23 protein-coding genes are annotated in these 22,166 nt (G+C 56.6%); 20 read left to right on the plus strand and 3 right to left on the minus strand.

Annotated elements, in window-relative coordinates; genetic code table 11:
* Positions 1-101 precede the first annotated feature (101 nt).
* The 3 genes from V7730_RS03800 to V7730_RS03810 all read left to right on the plus strand — a co-directional run bounded on the left by V7730_RS03800 (position 102) and on the right by V7730_RS03810 (position 2,091).
* Positions 102-668 (plus strand): L,D-transpeptidase, encoded by a 567-nt coding sequence (locus tag V7730_RS03800; protein ID WP_335746259.1) that lies wholly within the window; start codon positions 102-104, stop codon positions 666-668.
* Positions 669-763: 95 nt separating this feature from the next.
* On the plus strand, positions 764-1,468 hold the full coding sequence (locus tag V7730_RS03805) for a CoA transferase subunit A (protein ID WP_335746260.1): 705 nt from the start codon (positions 764-766) through the stop codon (positions 1,466-1,468).
* Positions 1,468-2,091 carry a CoA transferase subunit B gene (locus tag V7730_RS03810; RefSeq protein ID WP_335746311.1) on the plus strand — a complete coding sequence of 208 codons (624 nt, stop codon included), beginning with the start codon at positions 1,468-1,470 and terminating at the stop codon, positions 2,089-2,091. The genes V7730_RS03805 and V7730_RS03810 overlap by 1 nt, the downstream gene beginning before the upstream one ends.
* A 42-nt stretch (positions 2,092-2,133) precedes the next feature.
* On the opposite strand, the gene V7730_RS03815 is transcribed toward V7730_RS03810, so the two are convergent.
* The gene (locus V7730_RS03815) at positions 2,134-2,958 is read right to left on the minus strand and encodes a lytic transglycosylase domain-containing protein (RefSeq protein WP_335746261.1); all 825 of its coding nucleotides are present in this window, start codon (positions 2,956-2,958) and stop codon (positions 2,134-2,136) included.
* A gap of 358 nt (positions 2,959-3,316) precedes the next feature.
* On the opposite strand from V7730_RS03815, the gene V7730_RS03820 reads away from it, so the two are divergent.
* The 16 genes from V7730_RS03820 (at position 3,317) to V7730_RS03895 (ending at position 20,050) form a co-directional block, all read left to right on the plus strand.
* Positions 3,317-3,526, plus strand: a complete 210-nt coding sequence (locus tag V7730_RS03820) for a Flp family type IVb pilin (protein WP_335746262.1) — start codon at positions 3,317-3,319, stop codon at positions 3,524-3,526.
* 435 nt (positions 3,527-3,961) lie between these two features.
* Positions 3,962-4,813 carry a Flp pilus assembly protein CpaB gene (gene cpaB / locus V7730_RS03825; RefSeq protein ID WP_335746263.1) on the plus strand — a complete coding sequence of 284 codons (852 nt, stop codon included), beginning with the start codon at positions 3,962-3,964 and terminating at the stop codon, positions 4,811-4,813.
* A 219-nt stretch (positions 4,814-5,032) separates the two neighbouring features.
* Positions 5,033-6,472: a type II and III secretion system protein family protein gene (locus V7730_RS03830; protein WP_335746264.1), complete on the plus strand. Its 1,440-nt coding sequence runs from the start codon at positions 5,033-5,035 to the stop codon at positions 6,470-6,472.
* 4 nt (positions 6,473-6,476) lie between these two features.
* Complete coding sequence (locus tag V7730_RS03835) at positions 6,477-7,160, plus strand: OmpA family protein (protein WP_443070183.1); 684 nt, start codon at positions 6,477-6,479, stop codon at positions 7,158-7,160.
* A gap of 285 nt (positions 7,161-7,445) precedes the next feature.
* Positions 7,446-8,681: an AAA family ATPase gene (locus tag V7730_RS03840; protein ID WP_335746265.1), complete on the plus strand. Its 1,236-nt coding sequence runs from the start codon at positions 7,446-7,448 to the stop codon at positions 8,679-8,681.
* 26 nt (positions 8,682-8,707) lie between these two features.
* On the plus strand, positions 8,708-10,135 hold the full coding sequence (locus V7730_RS03845) for a CpaF family protein (protein WP_335746266.1): 1,428 nt from the start codon (positions 8,708-8,710) through the stop codon (positions 10,133-10,135).
* Between the two features lie 89 nt (positions 10,136-10,224).
* Positions 10,225-11,187, plus strand: a complete 963-nt coding sequence (locus V7730_RS03850; protein WP_335746267.1) for a type II secretion system F family protein — start codon at positions 10,225-10,227, stop codon at positions 11,185-11,187.
* A 9-nt stretch (positions 11,188-11,196) separates the two neighbouring features.
* Entirely contained in the window at positions 11,197-12,183 is a 987-nt protein-coding gene (locus V7730_RS03855; protein ID WP_335746268.1) for a type II secretion system F family protein, read from the plus strand.
* A complete protein-coding gene (locus tag V7730_RS03860) occupies positions 12,183-12,770 on the plus strand; it encodes a tetratricopeptide repeat protein (protein WP_335746269.1) in 588 nt (195 codons plus the stop codon). The genes V7730_RS03855 and V7730_RS03860 overlap by 1 nt, the downstream gene beginning before the upstream one ends.
* Positions 12,771-12,844: 74 nt before the next feature.
* Positions 12,845-13,693, plus strand: coding sequence for a tetratricopeptide repeat protein (locus tag V7730_RS03865; protein ID WP_335746270.1), 849 nt, complete (start codon positions 12,845-12,847; stop codon positions 13,691-13,693).
* A 3-nt stretch (positions 13,694-13,696) separates the two neighbouring features.
* The gene (locus V7730_RS03870) at positions 13,697-14,191 is read left to right on the plus strand and encodes a prepilin peptidase (RefSeq protein ID WP_335746271.1); all 495 of its coding nucleotides are present in this window, start codon (positions 13,697-13,699) and stop codon (positions 14,189-14,191) included.
* 64 nt (positions 14,192-14,255) lie between these two features.
* Positions 14,256-15,563, plus strand: coding sequence for an ATPase (locus V7730_RS03875; RefSeq protein WP_335746272.1), 1,308 nt, complete (start codon positions 14,256-14,258; stop codon positions 15,561-15,563).
* Positions 15,564-15,567: 4 nt separating this feature from the next.
* Complete coding sequence (locus V7730_RS03880; protein ID WP_335746273.1) at positions 15,568-16,362, plus strand: NAD(P)-dependent oxidoreductase; 795 nt, start codon at positions 15,568-15,570, stop codon at positions 16,360-16,362.
* 97 nt (positions 16,363-16,459) lie between these two features.
* A complete protein-coding gene (locus tag V7730_RS03885; protein ID WP_335746313.1) occupies positions 16,460-18,913 on the plus strand; it encodes a ligase-associated DNA damage response DEXH box helicase in 2,454 nt (817 codons plus the stop codon).
* Between the two features lie 51 nt (positions 18,914-18,964).
* Positions 18,965-19,627, plus strand: coding sequence for a ligase-associated DNA damage response endonuclease PdeM (gene pdeM / locus V7730_RS03890; RefSeq protein ID WP_335746274.1), 663 nt, complete (start codon positions 18,965-18,967; stop codon positions 19,625-19,627).
* A gap of 3 nt (positions 19,628-19,630) precedes the next feature.
* On the plus strand, positions 19,631-20,050 hold the full coding sequence (locus V7730_RS03895; protein WP_335746275.1) for a PaaI family thioesterase: 420 nt from the start codon (positions 19,631-19,633) through the stop codon (positions 20,048-20,050).
* Here the strand turns inward: V7730_RS03895 and V7730_RS03900 are convergent.
* Entirely contained in the window at positions 20,047-20,781 is a 735-nt protein-coding gene (locus tag V7730_RS03900) for a LytTR family DNA-binding domain-containing protein (RefSeq protein ID WP_335746276.1), read from the minus strand. The genes V7730_RS03895 and V7730_RS03900 overlap by 4 nt on opposite strands.
* A 93-nt stretch (positions 20,782-20,874) precedes the next feature.
* Between V7730_RS03900 and V7730_RS03905 the strand changes: the two genes are divergently transcribed.
* Positions 20,875-21,273 (plus strand): DUF2306 domain-containing protein, encoded by a 399-nt coding sequence (locus V7730_RS03905; protein WP_335746277.1) that lies wholly within the window; start codon positions 20,875-20,877, stop codon positions 21,271-21,273.
* Here the strand turns inward: V7730_RS03905 and folD are convergent.
* Complete coding sequence (folD, locus tag V7730_RS03910; RefSeq protein WP_335746278.1) at positions 21,262-22,164, minus strand: bifunctional methylenetetrahydrofolate dehydrogenase/methenyltetrahydrofolate cyclohydrolase FolD; 903 nt, start codon at positions 22,162-22,164, stop codon at positions 21,262-21,264. The genes V7730_RS03905 and folD overlap by 12 nt on opposite strands.
* Positions 22,165-22,166 lie beyond the last annotated feature (2 nt).

Here is a 22,166-nt window from a genome sequence, read left to right on the forward strand (position 1 = left end):
TCGCAGTTTTGTAATAAACGTGCCTCATCCCTGCTCGGCGCTTTGTAATTTCGGCATCATGTGATTGTTTCTGCCCAAAACGAGCAGAAAACGAGAGCAGTATGACGATTTCACGGATAACGCGCCGGCTGATGCTTGGCGCGACAGGTTTGGCCCTTTCGGCCCCTTCCTTTCTATTGGCAGAGCAAAATCCACGCCCCGCGGTGAACCGTCACAACATCATGGGATGCTCCACCCATGATTGGCGTGATCATTTCGACACCCTTGGAAAAGCAAGCATTGTTGCAGACACCAGCTCTCGTGCGCTGCATTTCTGGAACGGTGACGGCAAGACCTACAAAGTCTACCCGACATCTGTGCCGCGCAGCGACGATCTGACAAAACGAGGCTACACAACGATCGTACGCAAACGGGTTGGTCCCGACTGGACCCCTACCACCTCTATGATGGAAGCTAACCCAGATCTGAAATACATGCCCCCCGGTCCGCATAACCCGCTAGGCACTCATGCGATGTATTTGGGCTGGCCCGCGTATCTCATTCATGGGACCCATGATGAACGCAAGATCGGCCGCCAATCCTCTAGCGGGTGCATCGGTCTATATAACAAGATGATTGCGCAACTTTATGCATCGGCCCCCGTGGGCACACAGGTCCATATCATCTGACCGACGTGCGCCGCGGTGCGGCATTCCATTGACACGGCCATGACGCACCGTCACAAACTCCCTCGAAGGTACACACAGAAGGGGAGCACCATCTGATGAAAAAAATCTACCAAAACGCCGCTGAGGCCCTCGATGGGGTTCTGACAGATGGCATGCTAATCGCCGCAGGTGGTTTCGGCCTGTGTGGCATCCCCGAATTGCTGCTGGCCGCGATCCGCGATACCGGGGTCAAGGATCTGACGTTTGCTTCAAACAACGCCGGCGTGGATGACTTCGGCATCGGCATCCTGTTGCAAACCAAGCAAGTAAAAAAGATGATCTCATCTTATGTGGGTGAGAACGCAGAATTCATGCGCCAATATCTTAGCGGTGAGCTGGAGCTTGAATTCACGCCACAGGGCACATTGGCCGAGCGTATGCGCGCAGGTGGCGCAGGCATCCCCGGCTTCTACACGAAGACTGGCGTTGGTACCGTAATTGCCGAAGGCAAGGACGTGAAGAGCTGGAACGGTCAGGACTATATCCTCGAAGAGGGCATCTTTGCCGATCTCGCAATCGTCAAAGCCTGGAAAGCAGATGCGACAGGTAACCTGATTTTCCGCAAGACCGCCCGCAACTTCAATCCGCCCGCAGCGATGTGCGGCAAAGTCTGTGTGGTTGAAGTCGAAGAGATCGTGCCGACAGGCAGCCTTGATCCTGATCACATCCACCTGCCCGGCATTTATGTGCACCGCATCATCCAAGGCACGCATGAAAAGCGCATCGAACAGCGCACAACCCGTAAACGTGAGGCAGCATAATCATGTGGGATCGTAATCAAATGGCGGCACGCGCCGCGCAAGAACTTGAAGACGGCATGTATGTGAACCTAGGCATTGGCATCCCGACGCTGGTGGCAAACTATGTCGGCGACAAAGACATCACCCTGCAATCGGAGAACGGCATGCTGGGCATGGGGCCCTTCCCTGTCGAGGGCGACGAGGACCCTGATCTGATCAATGCCGGCAAGCAGACCATCACCGAAATGGATCGCACGGCCTATTTCGACTCGGCCACCTCCTTTGCGATGATCCGTGGCGGTAAAATAGCTGCCGCGATCCTTGGTGCGATGGAAGTCGCCGAGAACGGCGATCTGGCAAACTGGATGATTCCCGGCAAGCTGGTCAAAGGCATGGGCGGCGCGATGGATCTGGTGGCCGGTGTTGGCCGCGTTATCGTTGTTATGGATCACGCAAACAAACACGGCGAAAGCAAAGTGCTGAAAGAATGTACCCTGCCGCTGACCGGTAAAGGCGTCGTAGACCGTATCATCACGAACATGGGCGTGCTCGATGTCGTTGAGGGCGGCTTGCGCATCGTTGAATGCGCTGATGGCGTCACAGAAGAAGAGCTGCGCGCAGCAACCGAAGCAACACTGGTATAATGTAAGGGGCAGGCAAAGCCTCTGAGATACTTTGCCTGCCCTTCACTTCATCTGGTTGAAAACACAGCCGTCCGAGATCAACTCGGGCGGCGTTTTACATAACCCCTTGGCCACTTGGAAAGCTGCCAGCACCTTTGGCACATAATCACGGGTCTCGGGGAACGGCGGCACGCCTGCGTGTTTGCGCACAGAGCCCTCACCCGCATTATACCCAGCTAGAACCAGAATAGGATCATTGGCGAATTCACCCATCAGCCAATCAAGATATTTGATCCCGCCGGAAATGTTCTGTTGTGCCACCGTACTATCAACAACACCGAAACGGCTTGCGGTATCCGGCATCAGTTGCATCAACCCCTGTGCCCCTGCGCTGCTGACAGCATCAGACTTGCCCGACGACTCGACCGAAATCACGGCAAGCGCTAATGCCGGAGAGACGTCCGTTCCAATGGTTGAACGCAGAATATCAACGCCGTGAACCTTTGCAATATCCTGCATGTGCTGCAAACGTGGTGCCGGCACGCGGAAGTTGGACGCTGAGAGTGCATTCATCGCCAATTCCAGCCGCCCTGGGCCAGACTCTGCTGCGTCCGGTGAAACCTTAGCCCAGAACCAATCGTACTGTCCGGCATTGGGTCGTGTAATCGCACCAGAGGGCGCAGCAGCAACCGCGGGTGCGGGTGTCACGTTCTGCGTGGGCCGGTTAATCTGCACATTCACCCGTTTTCGCACACCAGCTTTAGGTGGTTTTACAAACTTTGGCTTAAAATCAGGAAATGGCTGCGGAGAATCTGCACGTAATTGGGCTCCGACAGGCGAAAATGCCAAAGCGGCACCCAATACAATAGATAGGGTTGTGCGTTTCATGATGCCTGCTCTCGTTTTTAGACTGCTTTTTTCCAGTAATATTGCTCACAACACCCCCTCGATCCAGCAAATGTGACCTCTAATGATCGCGATTTCGCCACAATTGGGGTGTTTCAGCCGCACAAATTAACTATTTGCATCCGAACAATAATTAATTACCCAACAAAAACAGATATTTAAATAAATTTACGCACTTTTATCGGTTACCAACTCAAAAGCCGCAATTGCCGCCAAATTCATGCCCCATTCATCCGGCTATATAGCGTCATACCAAGTCGAGTAGGCCTGAATGAGAGCGGGCCGGAACGCAAGACAGGGTTGGAACTTAAAACTTACAAATCCTTTGGAGGGATACAACATGATGAAATTCGTAAAAAACTTCCGCAATGACGAAGACGGCGCCGTAACAGTTGACTGGGTTGTTCTGACAGCTGCCGTTGTTGGCCTGGCGATTGCTGCTTATGGCTCCATCCAGTCCGGTGCCGAAGGCATGACAGCAAACACCGGCGCCTTCCTTGGCGCACAGACAGTTGGCGCAGCTGACTTCGGTACACAAGCAGCTCCATAAGCTCGCCTGATCGAACCCGAATTATCCAGGGGGCTGCGTTCTGCATGGAATGCAGCCCCCAATTCATTTTTCGCAGCCGAACGTACCGGTCCAAGAAGCAAAAGTGTCATTATGATGAAGCAAATCCACACTTTCAAAAACGATGAAGACGGGGCCGTCACGGTTGACTGGGTAGTTCTTACGGCAGCAATAATATTTATCGCTATCGTTGCTTTTGCTGTCATCCAGCAGTCAAGTAGTGCGATGAGCGCATCTGTCGGGACGTACCTAACAGATACCGACCAGGACGCGCTTCGAAACCCGAACCAATAAGCCCGCAACGGCCAGAATTGACCCACAAACGGATACAATGCCGCCACATTCTAGGGGTACTGCAAAGCATACCGAATATTTTCGGATTTTTTCCATTCACCCTAAACGAAAGAGGAACACAAAATGCGTATGATTTTTGGACTCGTGTTGTTGGTCGGCATCGCGTTGGCTGGTGGCGCGGTGTATCTCGCAAAGGGCCAAATTGGCCAATACAAGAACGCCATTGCGCGTGCAGAAGCCGCGAAATCCAAAATTGTTCCGACAAAGAGCATCTTTGTTGTGAACCGCGCTCTGAAATATGGCGAAAAAATTAGTAAGGACGATGTACGGGCGGTAGATTTCCCCGTTGCGGCCCTTCCCGAAGGTCACTTTGACGATCTAGCTGTCATCTTTCCTGAAAACACCGACCTGCCCCGCGTTGTGCTGCGCCCCATTGAAAAGGACGAGGCACTGCTTGCCATCAAGGTTACAAAACCAGGTGAAGACGCTGGACTGACATCGCGGCTTGAGCGTGGCATGCGTGCTTTTGCAATCAGAGTTGACGTGTCTTCCGGTGTGTCAGGCTTCCTGCGCCCCGGTGACCGTGTCGACGTTTATTGGACCGGACGCGTTGGTAGCGGAGCAAACACATCAGAAGTAACAAAGCTCATTGAAACCACTGTGCCGCTGATCGCTGTCGATCAAAGCTCCGGTAGCGTTGAAGGCACCCAGATCGCGCGCACTGTGACTGTTGCAGTCAGCCCGAACCAGGTCGCATCTCTGGCACAAGCGCAATCATCCGGCCGCTTGTCCTTGTCACTGGTTGGCGTCGGCGATGATGTCGAGATCGCGCAGAACATCGAGGTCAACCAGCGTGACCTGCTTGGCATCGAAGACAAGGTTGAGGCACCGACTGCCGCCCAAGAAAAGGTTTGTACCATCCGGACACGTCGCGGAGCCGAGGTAGTTAACCTGCCGATCCCCTGCACCAACTAAGGTGCGTAAAACGACACCATATCCCTTGTACTAAAGGTAATAACAACGCCGCTCCAGACTTGGGGCGGCATTGCGCGTTGCGGCTGTGTTGCCATTTACCCACAGCAATTGCCCCTCGGAGTGCATTGATTCTTGCAATAAAATTCGAATTGCCGCACAGTTATTCAAACGTCGGGCAAAAAGACCCTATTTTGAGGCGTGATCAAAAAGGCAGGTCACATGAAAATCGACAGATTTATGAAGGCAGCTCTACTGGGGCTGGCACTCAGCGCATCCGCATTTGCAGTGACCGCCCCTACGGCGGCCTATGCCGATAACTTGCGCATAGTGAAAAGCGGCACCAGCACCAAGCTACAGGTGCCACTCAACCGCGCAATCGTGGTTGAGAGCGATACACCATTTGCAGAGCTGAGCATTGCAAATCCCGGCATTGCGGATCTCTCTTCGCTGTCGGATCGCACAATTTATGTTCTTGGCAAATCGCCGGGCACAACAACCCTGACACTGTTTGACGCCGGAGGCCGATTGATCACAAATGTCGACGTGGTCGTGACCCCCGACCTGTCCGAATTCAAAGAACGTCTGCGGCAAATCCTGCCGGGCGAGCGTATCGAAGTACGCTCGGCCAATGACGGGATTGTTCTTTCCGGTGTTGTGACATCAGCCCAAAAGCTCGAGCGCGCGATGGAACTGGCAGAGCGTTATGCGCCTGATCGGGTCTCGAACCTGATGAGCGTCGGCGGCATCCAGCAGGTCATGCTGAAGGTCCGTTTTGCAGAGATGCAGCGCTCGGTTTCGAAATCCCTCAGCTCCTCCCTGTCGCTTAGCGGGGGTATTGGTAGCGATCTTGGCGTACGGGCCGGTTCTGGAACCTTGACCACAAACGGTGGGAGCACGTCAGCCCTTGCTGGCTCCCTGCCCGACACAAACACAAATACTGGCGCGATCCTTTTCGGCTTTAATGCTGGTTCAACTCAGGTCGGCATTCTGCTTGAAGCACTTGAGCAAAAAGGCGTTGTTCGCTTCCTCGCAGAGCCGAACCTTGTTGCACTCTCGGGTCAGGAAGCAAAATTTCTCGCCGGTGGTGAATACCCCATTCCTGTGTCACAGTCAGACGGCGTAACATCTGTTGAATTCAAGCCCTTCGGTGTCGAACTGTCCTTTATCCCGCGTGTCGTGGACAAAGATTTGATCAACCTCGAACTGAAGGCCGCAGTCTCCGCAATTGACCCCTCCAACGGGATCACACTCAATGGTGGTTTCTCCATCTCTGCCTTCTCGCGGCGCGAAACCTCGACCACGGTCGAGATGCGCGATGGTGAGAGCTTTGCGATTGCCGGCCTGTTGCAGGATGATTTCACGGATAGCTCGTCACAACTGCCATGGATCGGCGATGTGCCGGTGCTCGGCGCGCTGTTCCGCTCTGCCAACTACCGGCGCAGCCAGACGGAATTGGTGATCATCATCAGTGCGCATCTGGTTACGCCAACACGCGGCGAAGCTCTGGCGCTGCCGACTGACCGCATTAAGCCCCCCACCGAACAAGACCTATTCCTTCATGGCCGCACAGCCGCCGGCACGCGCACTCCGAAAAAGGGTGCTGCAGGCGAGGTTGCCAAACAGGACTTTACCGGGTCATATGGCTATGTACTGGATTAACACAATGCAACGCATGACCTATCGGAACATCATTACAGGCAGCCTACTGTCAGCAGTTGTAGGCCTTGGTGCGTGCAGCGCCACCAGCTCGGATACAATCTACACGCAGTTCTATTCAGAGGCCGGTTCGCTGGTTGATACGGGCGGTTTTGGCGAAGCAACGCTGAATAACCGCCTGATAATGACCGGAGAGCGCCAATACACCTTCGATCTGGCCAAGCGTTTCTCAACTGAAGTCGACAGTACTGTTAACTTTGCATTCAACTCCGCCCAACTGGAGCCAGGTGCGCAAGCGATCCTGCGAAAGCAAGCCGATTGGATCCGTCAGTTCCCCGAGATACGCTTCCGCGTATACGGCCACACCGACGCTGTCGGCTCGAACCGGACAAACAAGGCTTTGGGCCAGCGCCGTGCGAATGCGGTCGTTCGTTATCTTTCGACACTTGGAATCAGCTCGAGCCGTCTTGAAGCTGTTGTTTCCTATGGGGAAACCCAGCCTTTAGTCGTAACTCAGGGCCGCGAGCGTCGCAACCGCCGGACGGTTACGGAAGTGAGCGGCTTCGTGTCGCGACATCCGACCGTGTTGGACGGCAAATACGCGCAGATCATATACCGTGATTATGTAACGAGCGCGATCGCGCCCCCCTCGCTCTCAAACGCGGCGGTCGGTTCTGTAACTTCCAACTAAGTACTTTATCTAATTTTGAAAACCGCCCCAACAGGGCGGTTTTTTGCTATCTGCCATCCCCTTTGGCAGACGGGTCAATCTGCCCATAAGCCCGTCATCGTTTCAAGATACCCAACAATAGCAGCTTTTCGGCCCCAATCCTGCCTAACTTCACTGCGATTAATTCCTCAACGAGAAAACTCTGTCTGGGCAAAAAGTCCGGCGGGGGGCGAACGTGATCTGACAAAGTGCCGATCGGGTACGTCAGGCCAGGTAAAACGCCCTTTGATAGAAGGAATGAAGGCAATGAGCAGCGTAATGCCGCAACCAGAACAGGATATGATCCTAGCATGCACGGTCAGCCGTGATGTACAGAACTTCGATCTGCTGATCGAAGACATGGAGAGTGTACTGGGTGAAAGCTGGGGTGATCTGGGCTTTGCCGAAGCACTGGCGTTCTTCGGGCAACCCGAAGCACAGGCAATGGAGTTCATTGCCCTCGCGCTGGATGATGCGGACGAAGACAATCTGCCCATGATGACCGAGATCATCCTTCAGGCCAAAAAACGCGATATCAAAGTGATACTGATCGCCGAGGATGTTACCCCAGCGGCTCTCCACTCGCTGTTGCGGCAGGGCGCAGATGAATTCGTCACCTATCCGCTTCCCGAGGGAGAACTGGCGCTGGCTATCGAGCGCATCCGCACCACTGCCCCCGCACCGGTTGCCGCCACTTCGGCCTCACCACTGCGCGCAGGCGCCCAGAAAGATGGTGCTGTCATTGTTGTGCACGGCCTTGCCGGTGGCACAGGCTCCACCACTTTGGCGGTGAACCTAGCGTGGGAATTGGCAAACCTCGGCAAAACAGACTCACCTTCGGTCTGCCTGCTTGATCTGGATTTGCAGTTTGGTTCCGCCTCGACCTACCTTGATCTGCCCCGCCGCGAAGTGGTTTATGAAATGCTGTCGGATACCGAAGCTATGGACGAAGAGATCTTCGGTCAGGCGCTGATCGGTTATGAAGACAAGCTGCAGGTGCTAACAGCTCCTTCTGACATGCTACCGCTGGATCTGCTCACGTCCGAGGACATCGGCCGGGTTCTGGATATGGCACGCAACCAGTTCGATTATGTCATCATCGACATGCCTTCGACGCTTGTTCAGTGGTCCGAAAGGGTCCTGACCTCTGCGCACATCTATTTTGTAATGCTTGAGCTTGATATGCGTTCTGCCCAGAACACGCTTCGGTTTAAGCGCGCGTTGCAATCCGAAGAACTACCAGTTGAAAAGCTGCGCTACGTGCTGAACCGCGCACCGAAATTCACCGATCTCAATGCCAAAAGCCGTGTTAAGCGGATGGCCGAGAGCCTGGAAATCAGCATTGATTTGCAGCTGCCCGACGGCGGCAAGCCGATCACACAAGCAAATGACCACGGCATGCCGTTGGCCACTTCAGCGCCCAAAAGCCCGCTACGCAAGGAAATAGCAAAGCTGGCAGCGTCTCTTCATACCCTGCGCGACAATGATGCCGCGGCGGCCTGAGCTCCGAGAAAAGAAAGCACATAGCAATGTTCTCCAGATATAAAAAGCCGGCCGCCGCCCCTACCCCAGTAGCTGCGGCAACCCCAATCGAGACGGCGAAAAATGAAGCTGCTACTTCGGCGTCCATGCGCCGCGCGTCTCAGCCCGCCGCCGTAGCACCGGTCGACAAAGAGGTGAAGCGCAAGCAGCGCATGGGCGATATCAAACTTGACCTGCACCGCGTCCTACTCGACAGCCTGAACCTTGCAGCCCTTGAGCATGCATCGGAAGCGGACCTGCGCCAGGAGATCAACGCGATCTCAGCAGAGTATTTGAGCGAAAAATCGATCGTGCTAGGCCGCGAGGATCGCATGACGCTCAACTCCGAGCTTTACGACGAAGTTACCGGCCTTGGCCCGCTTGAAACATTGCTTAAAGACGACACCGTGAACGATATTCTGGTGAACGGCCCGCAGCAGATCTTTGTTGAACGCTCCGGCAAGCTGGAGCTGACCGATGTGACGTTCAAAGACGAGCGCCACCTGCTGCGTATCATCGATAAGATCGTATCGGCTGTTGGTCGCCGCGTGGACGAAAGTAACCCTTACGTCGATGCGCGTCTTAAAGACGGCTCGCGTTTCAACGCGATGGTCCCGCCGGTTGCGGTGGATGGATCGCTGGTTTCCATTCGTAAGTTTAAAAAGGACAAGCTGGGCATCGACGATCTGGTGCAATTCGGCGCCTTCACCGAGGAAATGGCTGCATATCTGCAAGCCGCTGTGGCGACACGTCTGAACATAATCGTGTCGGGTGGTACGGGTTCGGGTAAAACGACCACGCTCAACGCGCTTTCGTCTTTCATCGACAACGCTGAACGCATCCTGACCATCGAGGATACGGCGGAACTCCAGCTGCAACAGACCCACGTTGGCCGGATGGAAAGCCGTCCGCCAAACGTGGAAGGCAAGGGCGAGGTTTCCCCCCGCGACTGTCTCAAAAACGCCCTGCGTATGCGTCCAGACCGGATCATTGTAGGTGAAACCCGTGGTGAGGAAGTGATCGACATGCTTCAGGCCATGAACACCGGCCATGACGGCTCCATGACGACGATCCACGCGAACTCTGCTCGGGACGGTGTATCTCGTCTGGAGAACATGATCGCTATGGCCGGTATCGAAATGCCGCTGAAAGCGGTGCGTTCGCAAATTTCTAGCGCTGTGAACCTGATTGTACAGGCCTCGCGCTTGCAGGACGGCTCGCGCCGGATGACCTCGATCACCGAAATTACCGGGATGGAGGGGGATGTCATCTCCATGCAGGAAATCTTCCGCTACCAGCGTGTGGGCCTGACACCAGAGAATAAAATCATCGGCCACTTCACCGCTACCGGCGTGCGCAGCCACTACGCAGAACGTTTCCGGATGTGGGGCTATGATTTGCCGTCATCCATCTATGAGCCCATCGCGGCCCAGTAACATCGTCGCGCCATTGGCGCGCCAAACACAAAGCGCCACCCCCGGCGTGCTAACCACGATGCGCCTCTGGCGCAATAAGGACCAAGGTCATGAGTGCAGAACCAATCATCTACGGGCTGATCTTTATCGGTGTACTGGTACTCGTTGAGGGCCTTTACCTGGTGGCGTTTGGCAAATCCATTTCGCTTAACAGCAAGGTAAACCGCCGACTTGAGATGTTGGAAAAGGGCGAGCGCCGCGAAGAGGTGTTGGACAAGCTGCGCAAGGAAATGCAGCAGCATATGAAAGCGCGCACGATCCCGCTTTATTCGCTGCTTTCCGAAAAGGCACAAAAGGCCGCAATCGCCTTCACCCCGCAACAGTTGCTTATGGTTATGGCTGCAGCATCCGTCATCATCTTTATGGGGCTGACCATCGGCACAGCTACAGAAACACCCGTACGTCTTGTTATGTCTGTCGGCATGGGCATCGGTGGCGTGTTCATGTGGATATCCATGAAAGCCAACAAACGGATGAGCATGATCGAAGAACAGTTGCCCGACGCGGTTGAACTGATGGTTCGTTCCTTGCGTGTGGGCCACCCGTTTACCAATGCGATTTCGATCGTCTCCAAAGAAATCCAGGACCCGCTCGCCTCCGAATTTGGTGTGATCGCGGATGAAGCGGCATATGGCCGCGACATTGGTGAAGCGCTCAAGGATATGGCCGAGCGGTTGGACATGCAGGATATGCGCTTCCTTGCGGTGGCTGTGACGATCCAGCAGCAATCAGGCGGTAACCTCGCAGAAATTCTTGCTGGTCTGGCTAAGGTGATCCGCGCCCGTTTCCGCCTGTTCCGCAAGGTCAAAGCCATCACCGCCGAAGCAAAATGGTCGGGCAAATTTCTGTCAGGCTTTCCTGTAATGGCCCTGATTTTCATCAACGTTGCAAAGCCGGGCTATTATGATGAGGTCAAGGAAACACCTTACTTCATCCCTGCCTGCTTCTTCGTCGGAATTTTTCTGGGCATTAACCTTCTGGTGATGCGCGTCCTCACCAACATCAAAGTTTAGGGGGCAGTCATGCTCAATACCATCAATACAGCAATCGGTGACGTGATGGGGCCTTTCGGGATGATCATCATCCTTGGCATGATCGGGATCGTCCTTGTCTTGGCCACGGTTGCGATGATGATGAACCAGCCCGAAGATCCGCTCGATAAGCTCAAACGCCAGCAGAAACATGCCGGCAAAGGGGTCGCGGATTCAACCAAAGCCTTGCGCCAGAAAGACGGCAACGCCCAGCTGGAAAAATTTTCGACCTTTCTTGAGCCGTCTGACGACAAAGAATTGAGCCAGAAGCAACTTGAGTTGCGCCAGGCGGGGTATCAGTCACGTGATGCGGTGCGCATGTTCTATTTCGCGCAGATGTCTTTGGGTCTGCTCGGCCTTCTTATCGGCGTGATTTATACGAACATGATCGTCGAAGCAGAGATGACCGCACAGAAAACCATCATGTGGACCCTCGGGCCCGGCGCCGTTGGGTACTGGTTGCCAAAGTACTGGGTCACCCGTCGCGTGGCTGCGCGTAAAGAAGAGATCGAGCGTGGTTTCCCTGATGCGCTGGATATGATGCTGGTCTGCGTCGAAGCCGGTCAGTCGCTGGATCAATGTATTGTGCGTGTGGCAGGAGAACTGCGGGCCTCTTATGCAGCGTTGGCCGATGAGTTCGAAGTCGTCGCCCATGAAATGAAAGCCGGTAAAGACAAGGTTAACGTGCTTAACGACATGGGAACCCGGTGTGGGGTGCAAGACGTTTCCTCTTTCGTAACCGTGCTGGTGCAATCTGCGGCGTTCGGTACTTCAATCGCTGACGCTCTGCGGGTTTATGCGGCCGAGATGCGGGACAAACGCGTGATGCGCGCGGAAGAAGCCGCAAACAAGTTGCCAACCAAGATGACACTTGCCACAATGATGTTCACGGTTCCCCCGCTGCTGGTCATCCTTGTTGGTCCTTCGGTCATGGGCATCTCGAAAATGGGCGAAATGGGTGCTCCTGGAGCGAACTAATGATATCACGGCTGGGGCGAACGTTCGTCCTTCTGATCCTGTCTCTTGCTTTGGCCGCTTGTTCTTCAGGCGGCTTTGGCACGTCCGTGTTCGGACCAAAGAAAAACAGTCTGGACGCACCTGGCGTTGATCTGCGCGCCGATGGAGCAGACAATCTCGAAGCGGGCCACCGCCTTGTGGCTTCTGGCCAGTACGAGCTTGCTATTCGATCGTTCAACCGTGCCGCCATTGATCGTGGGACTGTAGATGCTGAAATTCTTTCTGGTCTGGGCACCGCAAATCTGGGATTGGGGCGACTGGGACAGGCCGAAACCCTGCTGCGCCGCGCGGTAGAGCGTGACACAACGCAGCCTGAGATCTGGAATAACCTCGGCGTCGTGCTGATGGAGCGTGGCAAAAATGCCGATGCGACACAGGTATTCCGCAAGGCTTTTGCACTGGACAATGGCGAAAGTGTCTCAATTCGTGACAATCTTCGTTTAGCACTCGAAAAAACCGAGAATTCTGGTACGCCTTCTAGTAACTTGAGTGAATATAAATTGGTGCGCCGTGGATCGGCTGATTATCTGATCCGTTCGGGGCTGTGACCTAAAAATAGGCATAGCGACGCAAATCCTGCACAGGGGCACCGCATGAGGCAGAAGCAGTAAAGGACGCAACAATGCGCCACATCTCCGTTTTGAGCGCCCTTTTGATTGGGGCAACCGTTTTGACCGCCTGCTCTGAAAAGAGCGCGGATGAGACCGTAGAGCGTGCCTTTCAGGACGTGAATGTAATTGATGATGCGAACCTTAATGATGTGATGCTCACCGTGGCCGACCCGAACGAGGCGGTGACCTACTTCCAGCGCATCGTCAAAGAACAGCCCGATAACGTCGAATTCCACCGCGGCCTGTCGCAATCCCTGATCCGCGCCAAGCGTCATGATGAAGGCGCCGCCGCATGGCAGCGCACAGTGGCCCTTAAGGGTGCCACCGATGACGACCGCGTCGAACTGGCTGATGCGCTGATCCGTTCAGGTGACTGGGCCCAAGCCGAGAAAACATTGACCGCAATCCCCCCCACCCATGAGACATTCAAGCGCTACCGCCTTGAGGCTATTGTCGCTGACAGCAAACAGCAATGGAAGAAAGCCGACAGCTTTTACGAGATCGCTGTTGGCCTGACGACCTCGCCCGCGCCTGTCCTTAACAACTGGGGCTATTCGAAACTCACGCGCGGTGACTACAAAGACGCAGAGCGTCTGTTTACCAGCGCTGTGACACAGGATAGCAGCCTGTTCACCGCCAAGAACAACCTCGTGCTCGCGCGTGGCGCACAGCGCAACTACAACCTGCCTGTTGTCCCGATGGACCAGACAGAGCGCGCGCAACTGCTGCACACAATGGCGCTTTCCGCGATCAAACAGGGCGACGTCGAGACTGGTAAAGGTCTGCTGCGCGAAGCCATCGACACCCACCCACAGCATTTCGAGGCCGCGTCACGTTCACTCGCCGCCCTCGAGGCCTAAGCAATGACTATCACGACCTACGCCGCTGCGTGGTATCTGCCTTTCGTGCTGCCTGTGTGCCTTTATGTGATGTACACTGACCTGTCGCGGATGAAGATCACCAACACGGCCAACCTCGCACTGGTAGCTATCTTTTTAGCAATCGGGCTGATCGTGCTGCCCTTCGACACCTATCTGTGGCGTTTACTGAGCCTTGTGATCGTCTTGACCGTCGGCGTCCTCCTGAACGCCGCAGGTCTGATGGGCGCAGGCGACAGTAAATTCATCGCCGCTGCGGCACCCTTCATCGACTTGGGCGATCTGAACCTGCTGACATGGCTGTTTATGGCAACTCTGCTTGCCGCTGTGGTCACTCATCGCGGCATCAGATTGACGCCTCTGCGCCAGCTAGCACCCCATTGGACAAGCTGGGAACAAGGTAAGAAATTTCCCATGGGCCTCGCCCTTGGTGCCACACTTATTCTCTATTTGATCCTTGGCCTCCTTTATGGTGCCTGAATAACGCCATTTTTATCCCGTATGCCGTGGCAAAACCCCGGGAAAATCAGAGGGACAAAGCAGTATGAACGCCCCGAACACCGCCGTAATGGCACCACCACCGCCAAAGACATTGGCCGACATGCGTCTGCCCATCGTCATGATGCGCGACATTCTGATCAAGACGATCTTCCGCAAGAACCTTGATCTTGTCAGCGAACTGTCACAAGCGGTCTGTCTTCCCATCCCCGTCGTGCAGGAGCTGGTGGATATGTGCCGCACCCAGCGCCTGATCGAGGCGACGGGCACGCTGAATGCACAAAACGGCAATGAAATGGGCTATCAGCTGACCGATGGCGGCAAGGCCCGCGCGTTGGATGCCCTTGCACAGTCTGAATATTTCGGCCCGATGCCTGTCCCGCTTGATGTCTACAAAGAGCAGGTCAAGCGCCAGTCCGTGCGCAACATGCAGATCACCCGTGCCCAGCTATCGGGTGCGATGGGCCACCTGATCCTACCGGACGAGTTATTGGGCAATCTCGGCCCCGCCGTTTCCGCTGGCCGCTCCATTCTCATGTACGGCCCTCCCGGCAACGGCAAATCCTCTATCTCCAACGGCATCCGCGACGCGCTTGGCGATCAGGTTTATGTACCGCGCGCCATCGAATACGCCTCTCAGGTCATCACCGTGTTTGACCCGATTGTGCACAATGAGGTCGCCACCGCCGAGCAGGACCCAACCTCCCTGCGCCGCATCACCCGCTTTGACGCCCGTTATGTCTGCTGCGAGCGCCCGTCGGTTATCACCGGCGGCGAGCTGACGATCGACATGCTCGATCTGGTCTATAACCCGACTGCCAAAACATATCAGGCCCCACTCCAGCTCAAATCAACCGGCGGTATCTTCATTGTGGACGACCTTGGCCGTCAGAAAGAACCACCACAAAGCATCGTGAACCGCTGGATCGTCCCGCTCGAAGAAAGCAAGGACATCCTCGCCCTGCAATCGGGCGAGAAGTTCGAAGTGCCCTTCGATACGCTGGTGATCTTCTCCACCAACTTCCACCCGAACGAGATCTTCGACCAAGCCGCCCTGCGCCGAATCTTCTTCAAGATCAAAATCGATGGGCCGGATCAGGCGAATTTCCTGAAAATCTTTGCCATGGTGGCAAAGAAACGCAAAATGCCGTTGGATGAGGCAACCCTCATCCACCTCCTGAAAAACAAATATCCCACGATCGACAACGTCTACGCGAACTATCAGCCAATCTTCTTGATCGACCAGATCATCGCGATCTGCGAATTCGAGGGCATACCCTACCAGATGAGCCCTGAGTTAATGGATCGCGGTTGGGCCAACATGTTCGTCAAAGACGAACACATTGTGAAGTAGCGCCATGCGTTCGTTAACAGGTATTGCGGGCTGTGGCCGGATGGGCGCGCCGATGCTCAAGGCATTGCGCGCCGCAGATCTGCCCGCGCGCGGCTATGACATCGTGCCGATGGACAGCCCCCACATTACCGATGATATCGCGGTTTTCTCAGAAGACCTCGACACGCTCATCACCGTGGTACGTGACATCGACCAGACAGAGGCCCTGCTGTTCGGCGAGCAAAACCTCGCGGCCATCCCCAGCCTGATCCGCATCATCATATGCTCCACCCTATCGCCGCGATACGTCCGCGGCCTGCGCGCGCGTATCCCTTCCCATATCTCACTGATTGATGCGCCAATGTCCGGCGCCCAGGTCGCAGCCCAAGAGGCACGGCTCAGCTTCATGCTCGGCGGTGACGCCGAAGATTTAGACGCTGCCCAACCGCTCTTCAGCGCGATGGGCAAACACTTTCACCGGATGGGAGAGTTTGGCGCAGGCATGCAGGCCAAGGTTCTCAACAATCTGCTGGCCGCCTCAAACACCGCGATGACCCGTCTGGTGCTTGATTGGGCGGACGAGGCCGGTCTTGAGGACAGCGCCCTGTTAGACCTGATCCACACCTCTTCGGGTCAGAACTGGTTCGCATCAGGATTTAACAGTATCGAATTTGCGCGAGACGGCCATGCCCCCGACAACACCATCGCCATTCTAGTTAAAGACATCGCAAGCGCGCTAGACGCCGCGCCCGAGGGCGCAGACACCACTCTGCCCGAGACTATCCAGCGCAGCATCGCCGCTCTGAAACCGCGCAGTTAACCTCGCCGCCCCTTTTCTCCGTCAATATCCCGTGGGTTTGGCCCTTCACCGTCAAGGGGGGCTGGCCCCCGTGCACTCCAGTGCTATCTTTCACACCATGCAATTCTTGCCCCCGAAATTCCAACAATGGTTCGCCACCAAAGGCTGGTCCATCCACCCTCACCAGCAAGAAATGTTGGAGCGTGCGGATGCGCCTGCGCTGCTGCTGATTGCCCCAACCGGAGGCGGTAAAACGCTGTCGGGCTTCCTGCCCACACTCATCGATCTGGCCGAGGGCGATCATGACGGCATGCACACGCTCTACATTTCACCGCTCAAAGCGCTGGCGGCAGATATCAAACGCAACCTCACCACGCCGGTCGCGGAAATGGGCCTTCCCATCAGGATTGAAGAACGCACTGGCGACACCACGGCTACAGCGCGCAAACGCCAGCGGGCCGACCCGCCGCACATTTTCCTAACAACGCCAGAAAGCCTTGCCCTACTTGTCAGCTACGAGGATGCGCCGCGCATGTTTGCGGGCCTCAGGCGTGTGGTGATCGACGAAATTCACGCACTGGCAGAATCTAAACGCGGTGACCAAATGATGCTCGCGCTTGCGCGGCTCAACGCTATTTGCCCCGATCTCAAACGGGTGGGCCTGTCGGCCACTGTCGATGATCCTGCCGCCATTGCCCATCTGATGGCGCGTCACCCTGACCCTTGCGAGATTTTGCTCGCCGATCCCGGTCCGGCCCCCGATATCCAGATGTTGCGAACCGATGAGGCTCCTCCGTGGTCCGGCGGCGGCGCGGCCTATGCCATTCCTGCCGTGCTGGAACAAATCAAGCAGCACAACACCACGCTCATCTTCCACAACACCCGCGCACAGGCCGAGATTTTCTTTCACAAACTATGGCTTGCGAACGACGAGAGCCTGCCCATCGGCATTCACCACGGCAGTCTTGACCGTGAACAGCGCGCACGCGTCGAAGGGGCGATGGTACGTGGAGAACTGCGCGCGATTGCGTGCACCGGTAGCCTCGATCTGGGGATCGATTGGGGTGATGTTGATCTGGTGATCCAGATCGGTGCACCCAAGAACGTCAAGCGGTTGGTCCAGCGTATTGGACGCGCCAACCACCGTTATAACGCGCCCTCCAAGGCGCTGCTGGTGCCTGCCAACCGTTTTGAGGTCGTCGAATGTATGGCTGCCCTTGAGGCCGTACTGGAGGGTGAGCTTGACGGTGATCCGCGCGGCGCTGGCCCGCGTGATGTCCTATGTCAGCATATCCTGATCACCGCCTGTGCCGGCCCCTTTGACGCGGATGCGCTTTTCAGCGAAGTCACTTCGGCGGGCGCCTACAGCGCCCTGACACGCGCGGGATTCGACGCATGCCTCGATTTTTGCGCGACAGGCGGCTATGCCTTGCGCGGCTATGATCGCTGGCAACGGCTGATCCAGCGCCCAGACGGGCGGTGGCAACTGCGCGATCCGCGCACAGCCCGCGCCATCCGGATGAACATCGGCACCATTCAGGACACCGATACGCTCAAGGTCCGCATGAAGCGCAACCGTGGCGGCAAACCGCTGGGTGAGATCGAGGAGGGCTTTGCCGCGACCCTAACGCCCGGCGACACGTTCCTTATTGGCGGGCAGATCGTGAAATACGAAGGCCTCCGCGAAATGACCGTCGAAGTTTCCCGCGACAGCGCTAAAAAGCCCAAGATCGCCACCTTCATGGGCACGAAATTCGCGACCTCCACACAGCTGAGCGCGCGGGTGCAGCGCCTGTTCACCCAAGACAGTTGGCCCGAACTGCCTGCCCACACCGCCCAATGGCTGGAGCTGCAACGCACCCACAGCCAGTTGCCGCAACCCGGCCGCTTGCTGATCGAAAGCTTTCCGCACGATGGCCGCGCCCAGACCGTCTTTTACGGATTTTCCGGACGCAACGGCCAACAGACGCTGGGCTTGCTGCTTACCAAACGGATGGAGGAGCTGGGCCTCAGCCCCTTGGGTTTTGTCGCCACCGACTATGCGACCCTGATCTGGAGCCTTGACCCCGTCACCGATCCCGAGCCTCTTATCGATCCAACCGCGCTGCACGATGGGATAGAGACATGGCTCGCCGGAAATGCCGTGATGAAACGCACCTTTCGTGCGAGTGCCACGATTGCCGGGCTGATTGAGCGCAACAGCCCTCAGGCGCGCAAATCAGGAAGGCAGGCGACCTTCAGCTCGGACATCCTGTATGACACGCTTAGCAAATATGATCCCGATCACCTGATGATAGACATCACGCGGGAAGAAGCGATGCGCGGGCTCGTGGATTTTGGCCGGATCGAAGAGATGCTGGCGCGCACGCATGGACGAATTGACCACCTTACGCTGCCGCGCGTCACACCATTGGCCGCACCAATGTTTCTGGAGATGGGCCGTGTGCCGGTCAAAGGCGACGCAGAAGAACGCCTGCTCGCCGAGGAATCGCACCGCCTGATGGAGCAATCGGGGCTGGCACAGATCACGCCAGCCCCCTCTGACAAACCCCGCTGGCGTGTGGGGTTCTGAGACATAGCGCCCCTCTTGCGCAGGTTCGCATTCTGTTCCACACCAGTGCCCATGAACGGATATGAATTCACTCTCTCTGGCGCACCACTTAAAGCCTTGGGATCAGGCGCACTGTGGTGGCCAATAGAAAGCCTGCTGGTGGTGAGTGACCTGCATCTAGGTAAGTCCGAACGGATCGCGCGGCGCGGCGGCACCTCTCTGCCACCCTATGATACCCGCGACACGCTGAATCGCTTGGCTGCCGATCTAGCGCTCACCCACGCGCGTACGGTGGTCTGTCTAGGCGACAGCTTTGACGATCTGGTTGCCGCCGAAGCGTTGCCCGAAGAAGAACGCCAGTGGATATTTCACCTGCAAACGGGCCGCCGCTGGGTCTGGATCGAAGGCAATCATGATCCCGGTCCGGTCGAGTTTGGCGGTGCGCATCTGGCAGAGCTGCCTCTGCCCCCACTTACCTTCCGCCACATCGCCCAAGCAGGCGCAAGCGGCGAAATTTCAGGGCATTATCACCCGAAGGCGACGCTTCAAGCGCGCGGTCGTAACATCACGCGCGCGGCCTTTTTGATTGACAGCAACCGCGTAATCTTGCCGGCCTATGGCACCTATACTGGCGGGCTGCAAAGCCGGACACCGGTGTTGGGTGACCTGATGCGCCCAGAAGCGATTGCCGTTCTCACTGGCCCCAATCCCACCCCCATTCCAATGCCGAGGTAGCCCATGGATCAATTCGCGATAGACCGCATCATCCAAAGTTTTGCCGCACAAAGCATGATGACCACGCTGGGGGCAGAGCTGTCAGAGATCACGCCGGGGCTGGTGCGTATCACAGCCCCCATCCTGCCCGGCACGCGCCAGCAACAAGGTTTTGGGCATGCTGGGCTGACGTTTTCCATTGGCGATAGTGCGGCGGGCTATGCGGCTCTGACGATGTTGCCGCTGGATCAGGAGGTGGTCACCGCAGAGATTAAGATCAATCTGCTCGCACCGGCACGCGGCAGCCGCCTGATTGCGACGGGCCGTGTAATCAAGCCGGGCAAGCGACTGAGCGTTGTGACAGCCGAAGTCCACGCAGAAGAGGACGGGAAGCAAACCCTTATCGCTATTCTGCAAGGTACGATGGTGCCTGTCCCGCGCTAGAGCAATCCTGCGTCCTGTACCGCGGCACGGTAGCTACGGCTCACTGGCACTTCGGCACCATCCGCCATCACCAACAGATCGCGCCCCTTCTCACGGCGCCGGGTCTTTACCGCCGCTGGGGCAACCCAATGGGAGCGATGCACCTGAATGCCCAGCCCCGAAAGCTCAGCTGTGGCGTCGCCCAGATGCATCAGGATCAGTGTGTTGCCCTTGGCCGTGACGACATTCAGATAGTGGTCCTGCGCCTCAATCCGCACCAGGGGCGCGCGCAGCTCAATGGGAAGGCGGCGTAGAAAGGTATCGCTTTGCACCTTTTCAGGTTCAGCTTCTGGGAGGACAGCCCGCAGCACAAGATGTACCGCCGCCGTTACCATCCCGACGATCCCCGCCAGATAGGCCCAATCCTCAATGCCGCCCCATGTGGGAAACACAACGCCGTTCACACCGTGCACGACACCTGACACCAGCAGGGCAAACCCGACCCAAACCCCAAAACGCTCTTTAGGCACACGTCCATCGGCCAAGGCAACTGCACAAAGGTTCAGCACGATTGAGCCTGCAATGACACTGCCCCAGTAAAGCGCGCGACCGCCAAGGCCCATGGCCTCAAACGTTCCGAACGGCCCCGCAACTGCGGCGACGACGGTCAGCACAATCCAGATCACCACGGGCACGCGAAAGCGTGTAATTTCACGAAGCGCGAAGTGCATGGTGCCGTCCAGTTCTGTCATTCACGTATGGTTTCAATCCTACCACGTATCCCCGCTGGGCCGCTTCCGGTCACCTTGCCATGACAGGTCAACCTAACACAATGGAGCCTTGACATGACCCTTGCCCCCCTTGCCAACGCGCCGCTGATCATCCAGCTGCACGCATTGCTCGCCCTTGGCGCAGTCGTGCTTACGATTGGTATCCTCAGCCTGCCTAAAGGCAGCCCTCTTCACAGAACGATGGGCTGGACGTGGGTGCTGATGATGGGAAGCGTGGCGGTCAGTAGCTTCTGGATACATACGATAAAGTGGATCGGCCCTTTTAGCCCGATCCACTTTCTATCGCTCATAGTGCTCTACAGCCTTGTCCGCGCGATACGCGATGCGCGTGCGCACCGTATCACCAGCCATAAGCGCCCTATGCAGGGGCTGGTCTGGGGTGCCCTGCTGGTGGCGGGTGCCTTTACCCTGCTGCCGGGGCGGCTGATGCATGCGGTGCTGTTAGGCAGTTAGCCCTTCCGGCTCTGCCAGACCATTGGCGCGGCAGCAGGCCGTGACCGTGTTGGCCAAGAGGCACGCAATGGTCATCGGCCCAACGCCACCCGGTACCGGAGTGATGGCCCCCGCAACAGCAGCGCAGCTTTCATAATGCACATCGCCGACCAGCTTGGTCTTGCCTTCACCCTTCTCGGGCGCATCCAGACGGTTGATGCCGACGTCAATCACTGTTGCACCGGGCTTGATCCAGTCACCGGGCACCATTTCAGGGCGACCAACGGCGGCAACCACAATGTCAGCGCGGCGCACTACATCGGCCAAATCCTTGGTCCGGCTGTGGGCAATCGTCACTGTGGCACTGTCGTTCAGCAAAAGCTGTGCCATCGGCTTGCCCACTATATTGGAGCGACCAATCACAACCGCATCCATCCCCGAGATGGAGCCGTGGTGGTCACGCAGCATCATCAGACAGCCAAGCGGAGTGCAGGGCACCATGCTCTTTTGGCCGGTTCCCAGCAATCCAACGTTGGAGATGTGGAACCCGTCGACGTCCTTTGCCGGATCAATCGCGTTGATCACCAGATCTTCGTTCAGATGATTGGGCAATGGCAGCTGCACCAGAATACCGTGGATTTCCGGATCATTGTTCAGCTGGTCTATCAGTGCCAGAAGATCGCCCTCTGCGGTATCGATGTCCAGCTTATACTCGACCGACTTCATTCCGACTTCGACGGTCATCTTGCCCTTGGAGCGAACATAAACCTGTGAGGCCGGGTCTTCGCCCACGAGCACGACAGCCAAACCCGGTGTAATCCCGTGATCAGCCTTCAGGCGGGTCACCTGTGTTGCCACCTGCCCCCGCACCCGTGCTGCAAATTCTTTACCGTCAATAACCGTCGCAGCCATAT

The organism is Sulfitobacter sp., assembly GCF_036961165.1.
Classification (GTDB): Bacteria; Pseudomonadota; Alphaproteobacteria; order Rhodobacterales; family Rhodobacteraceae; genus Sulfitobacter.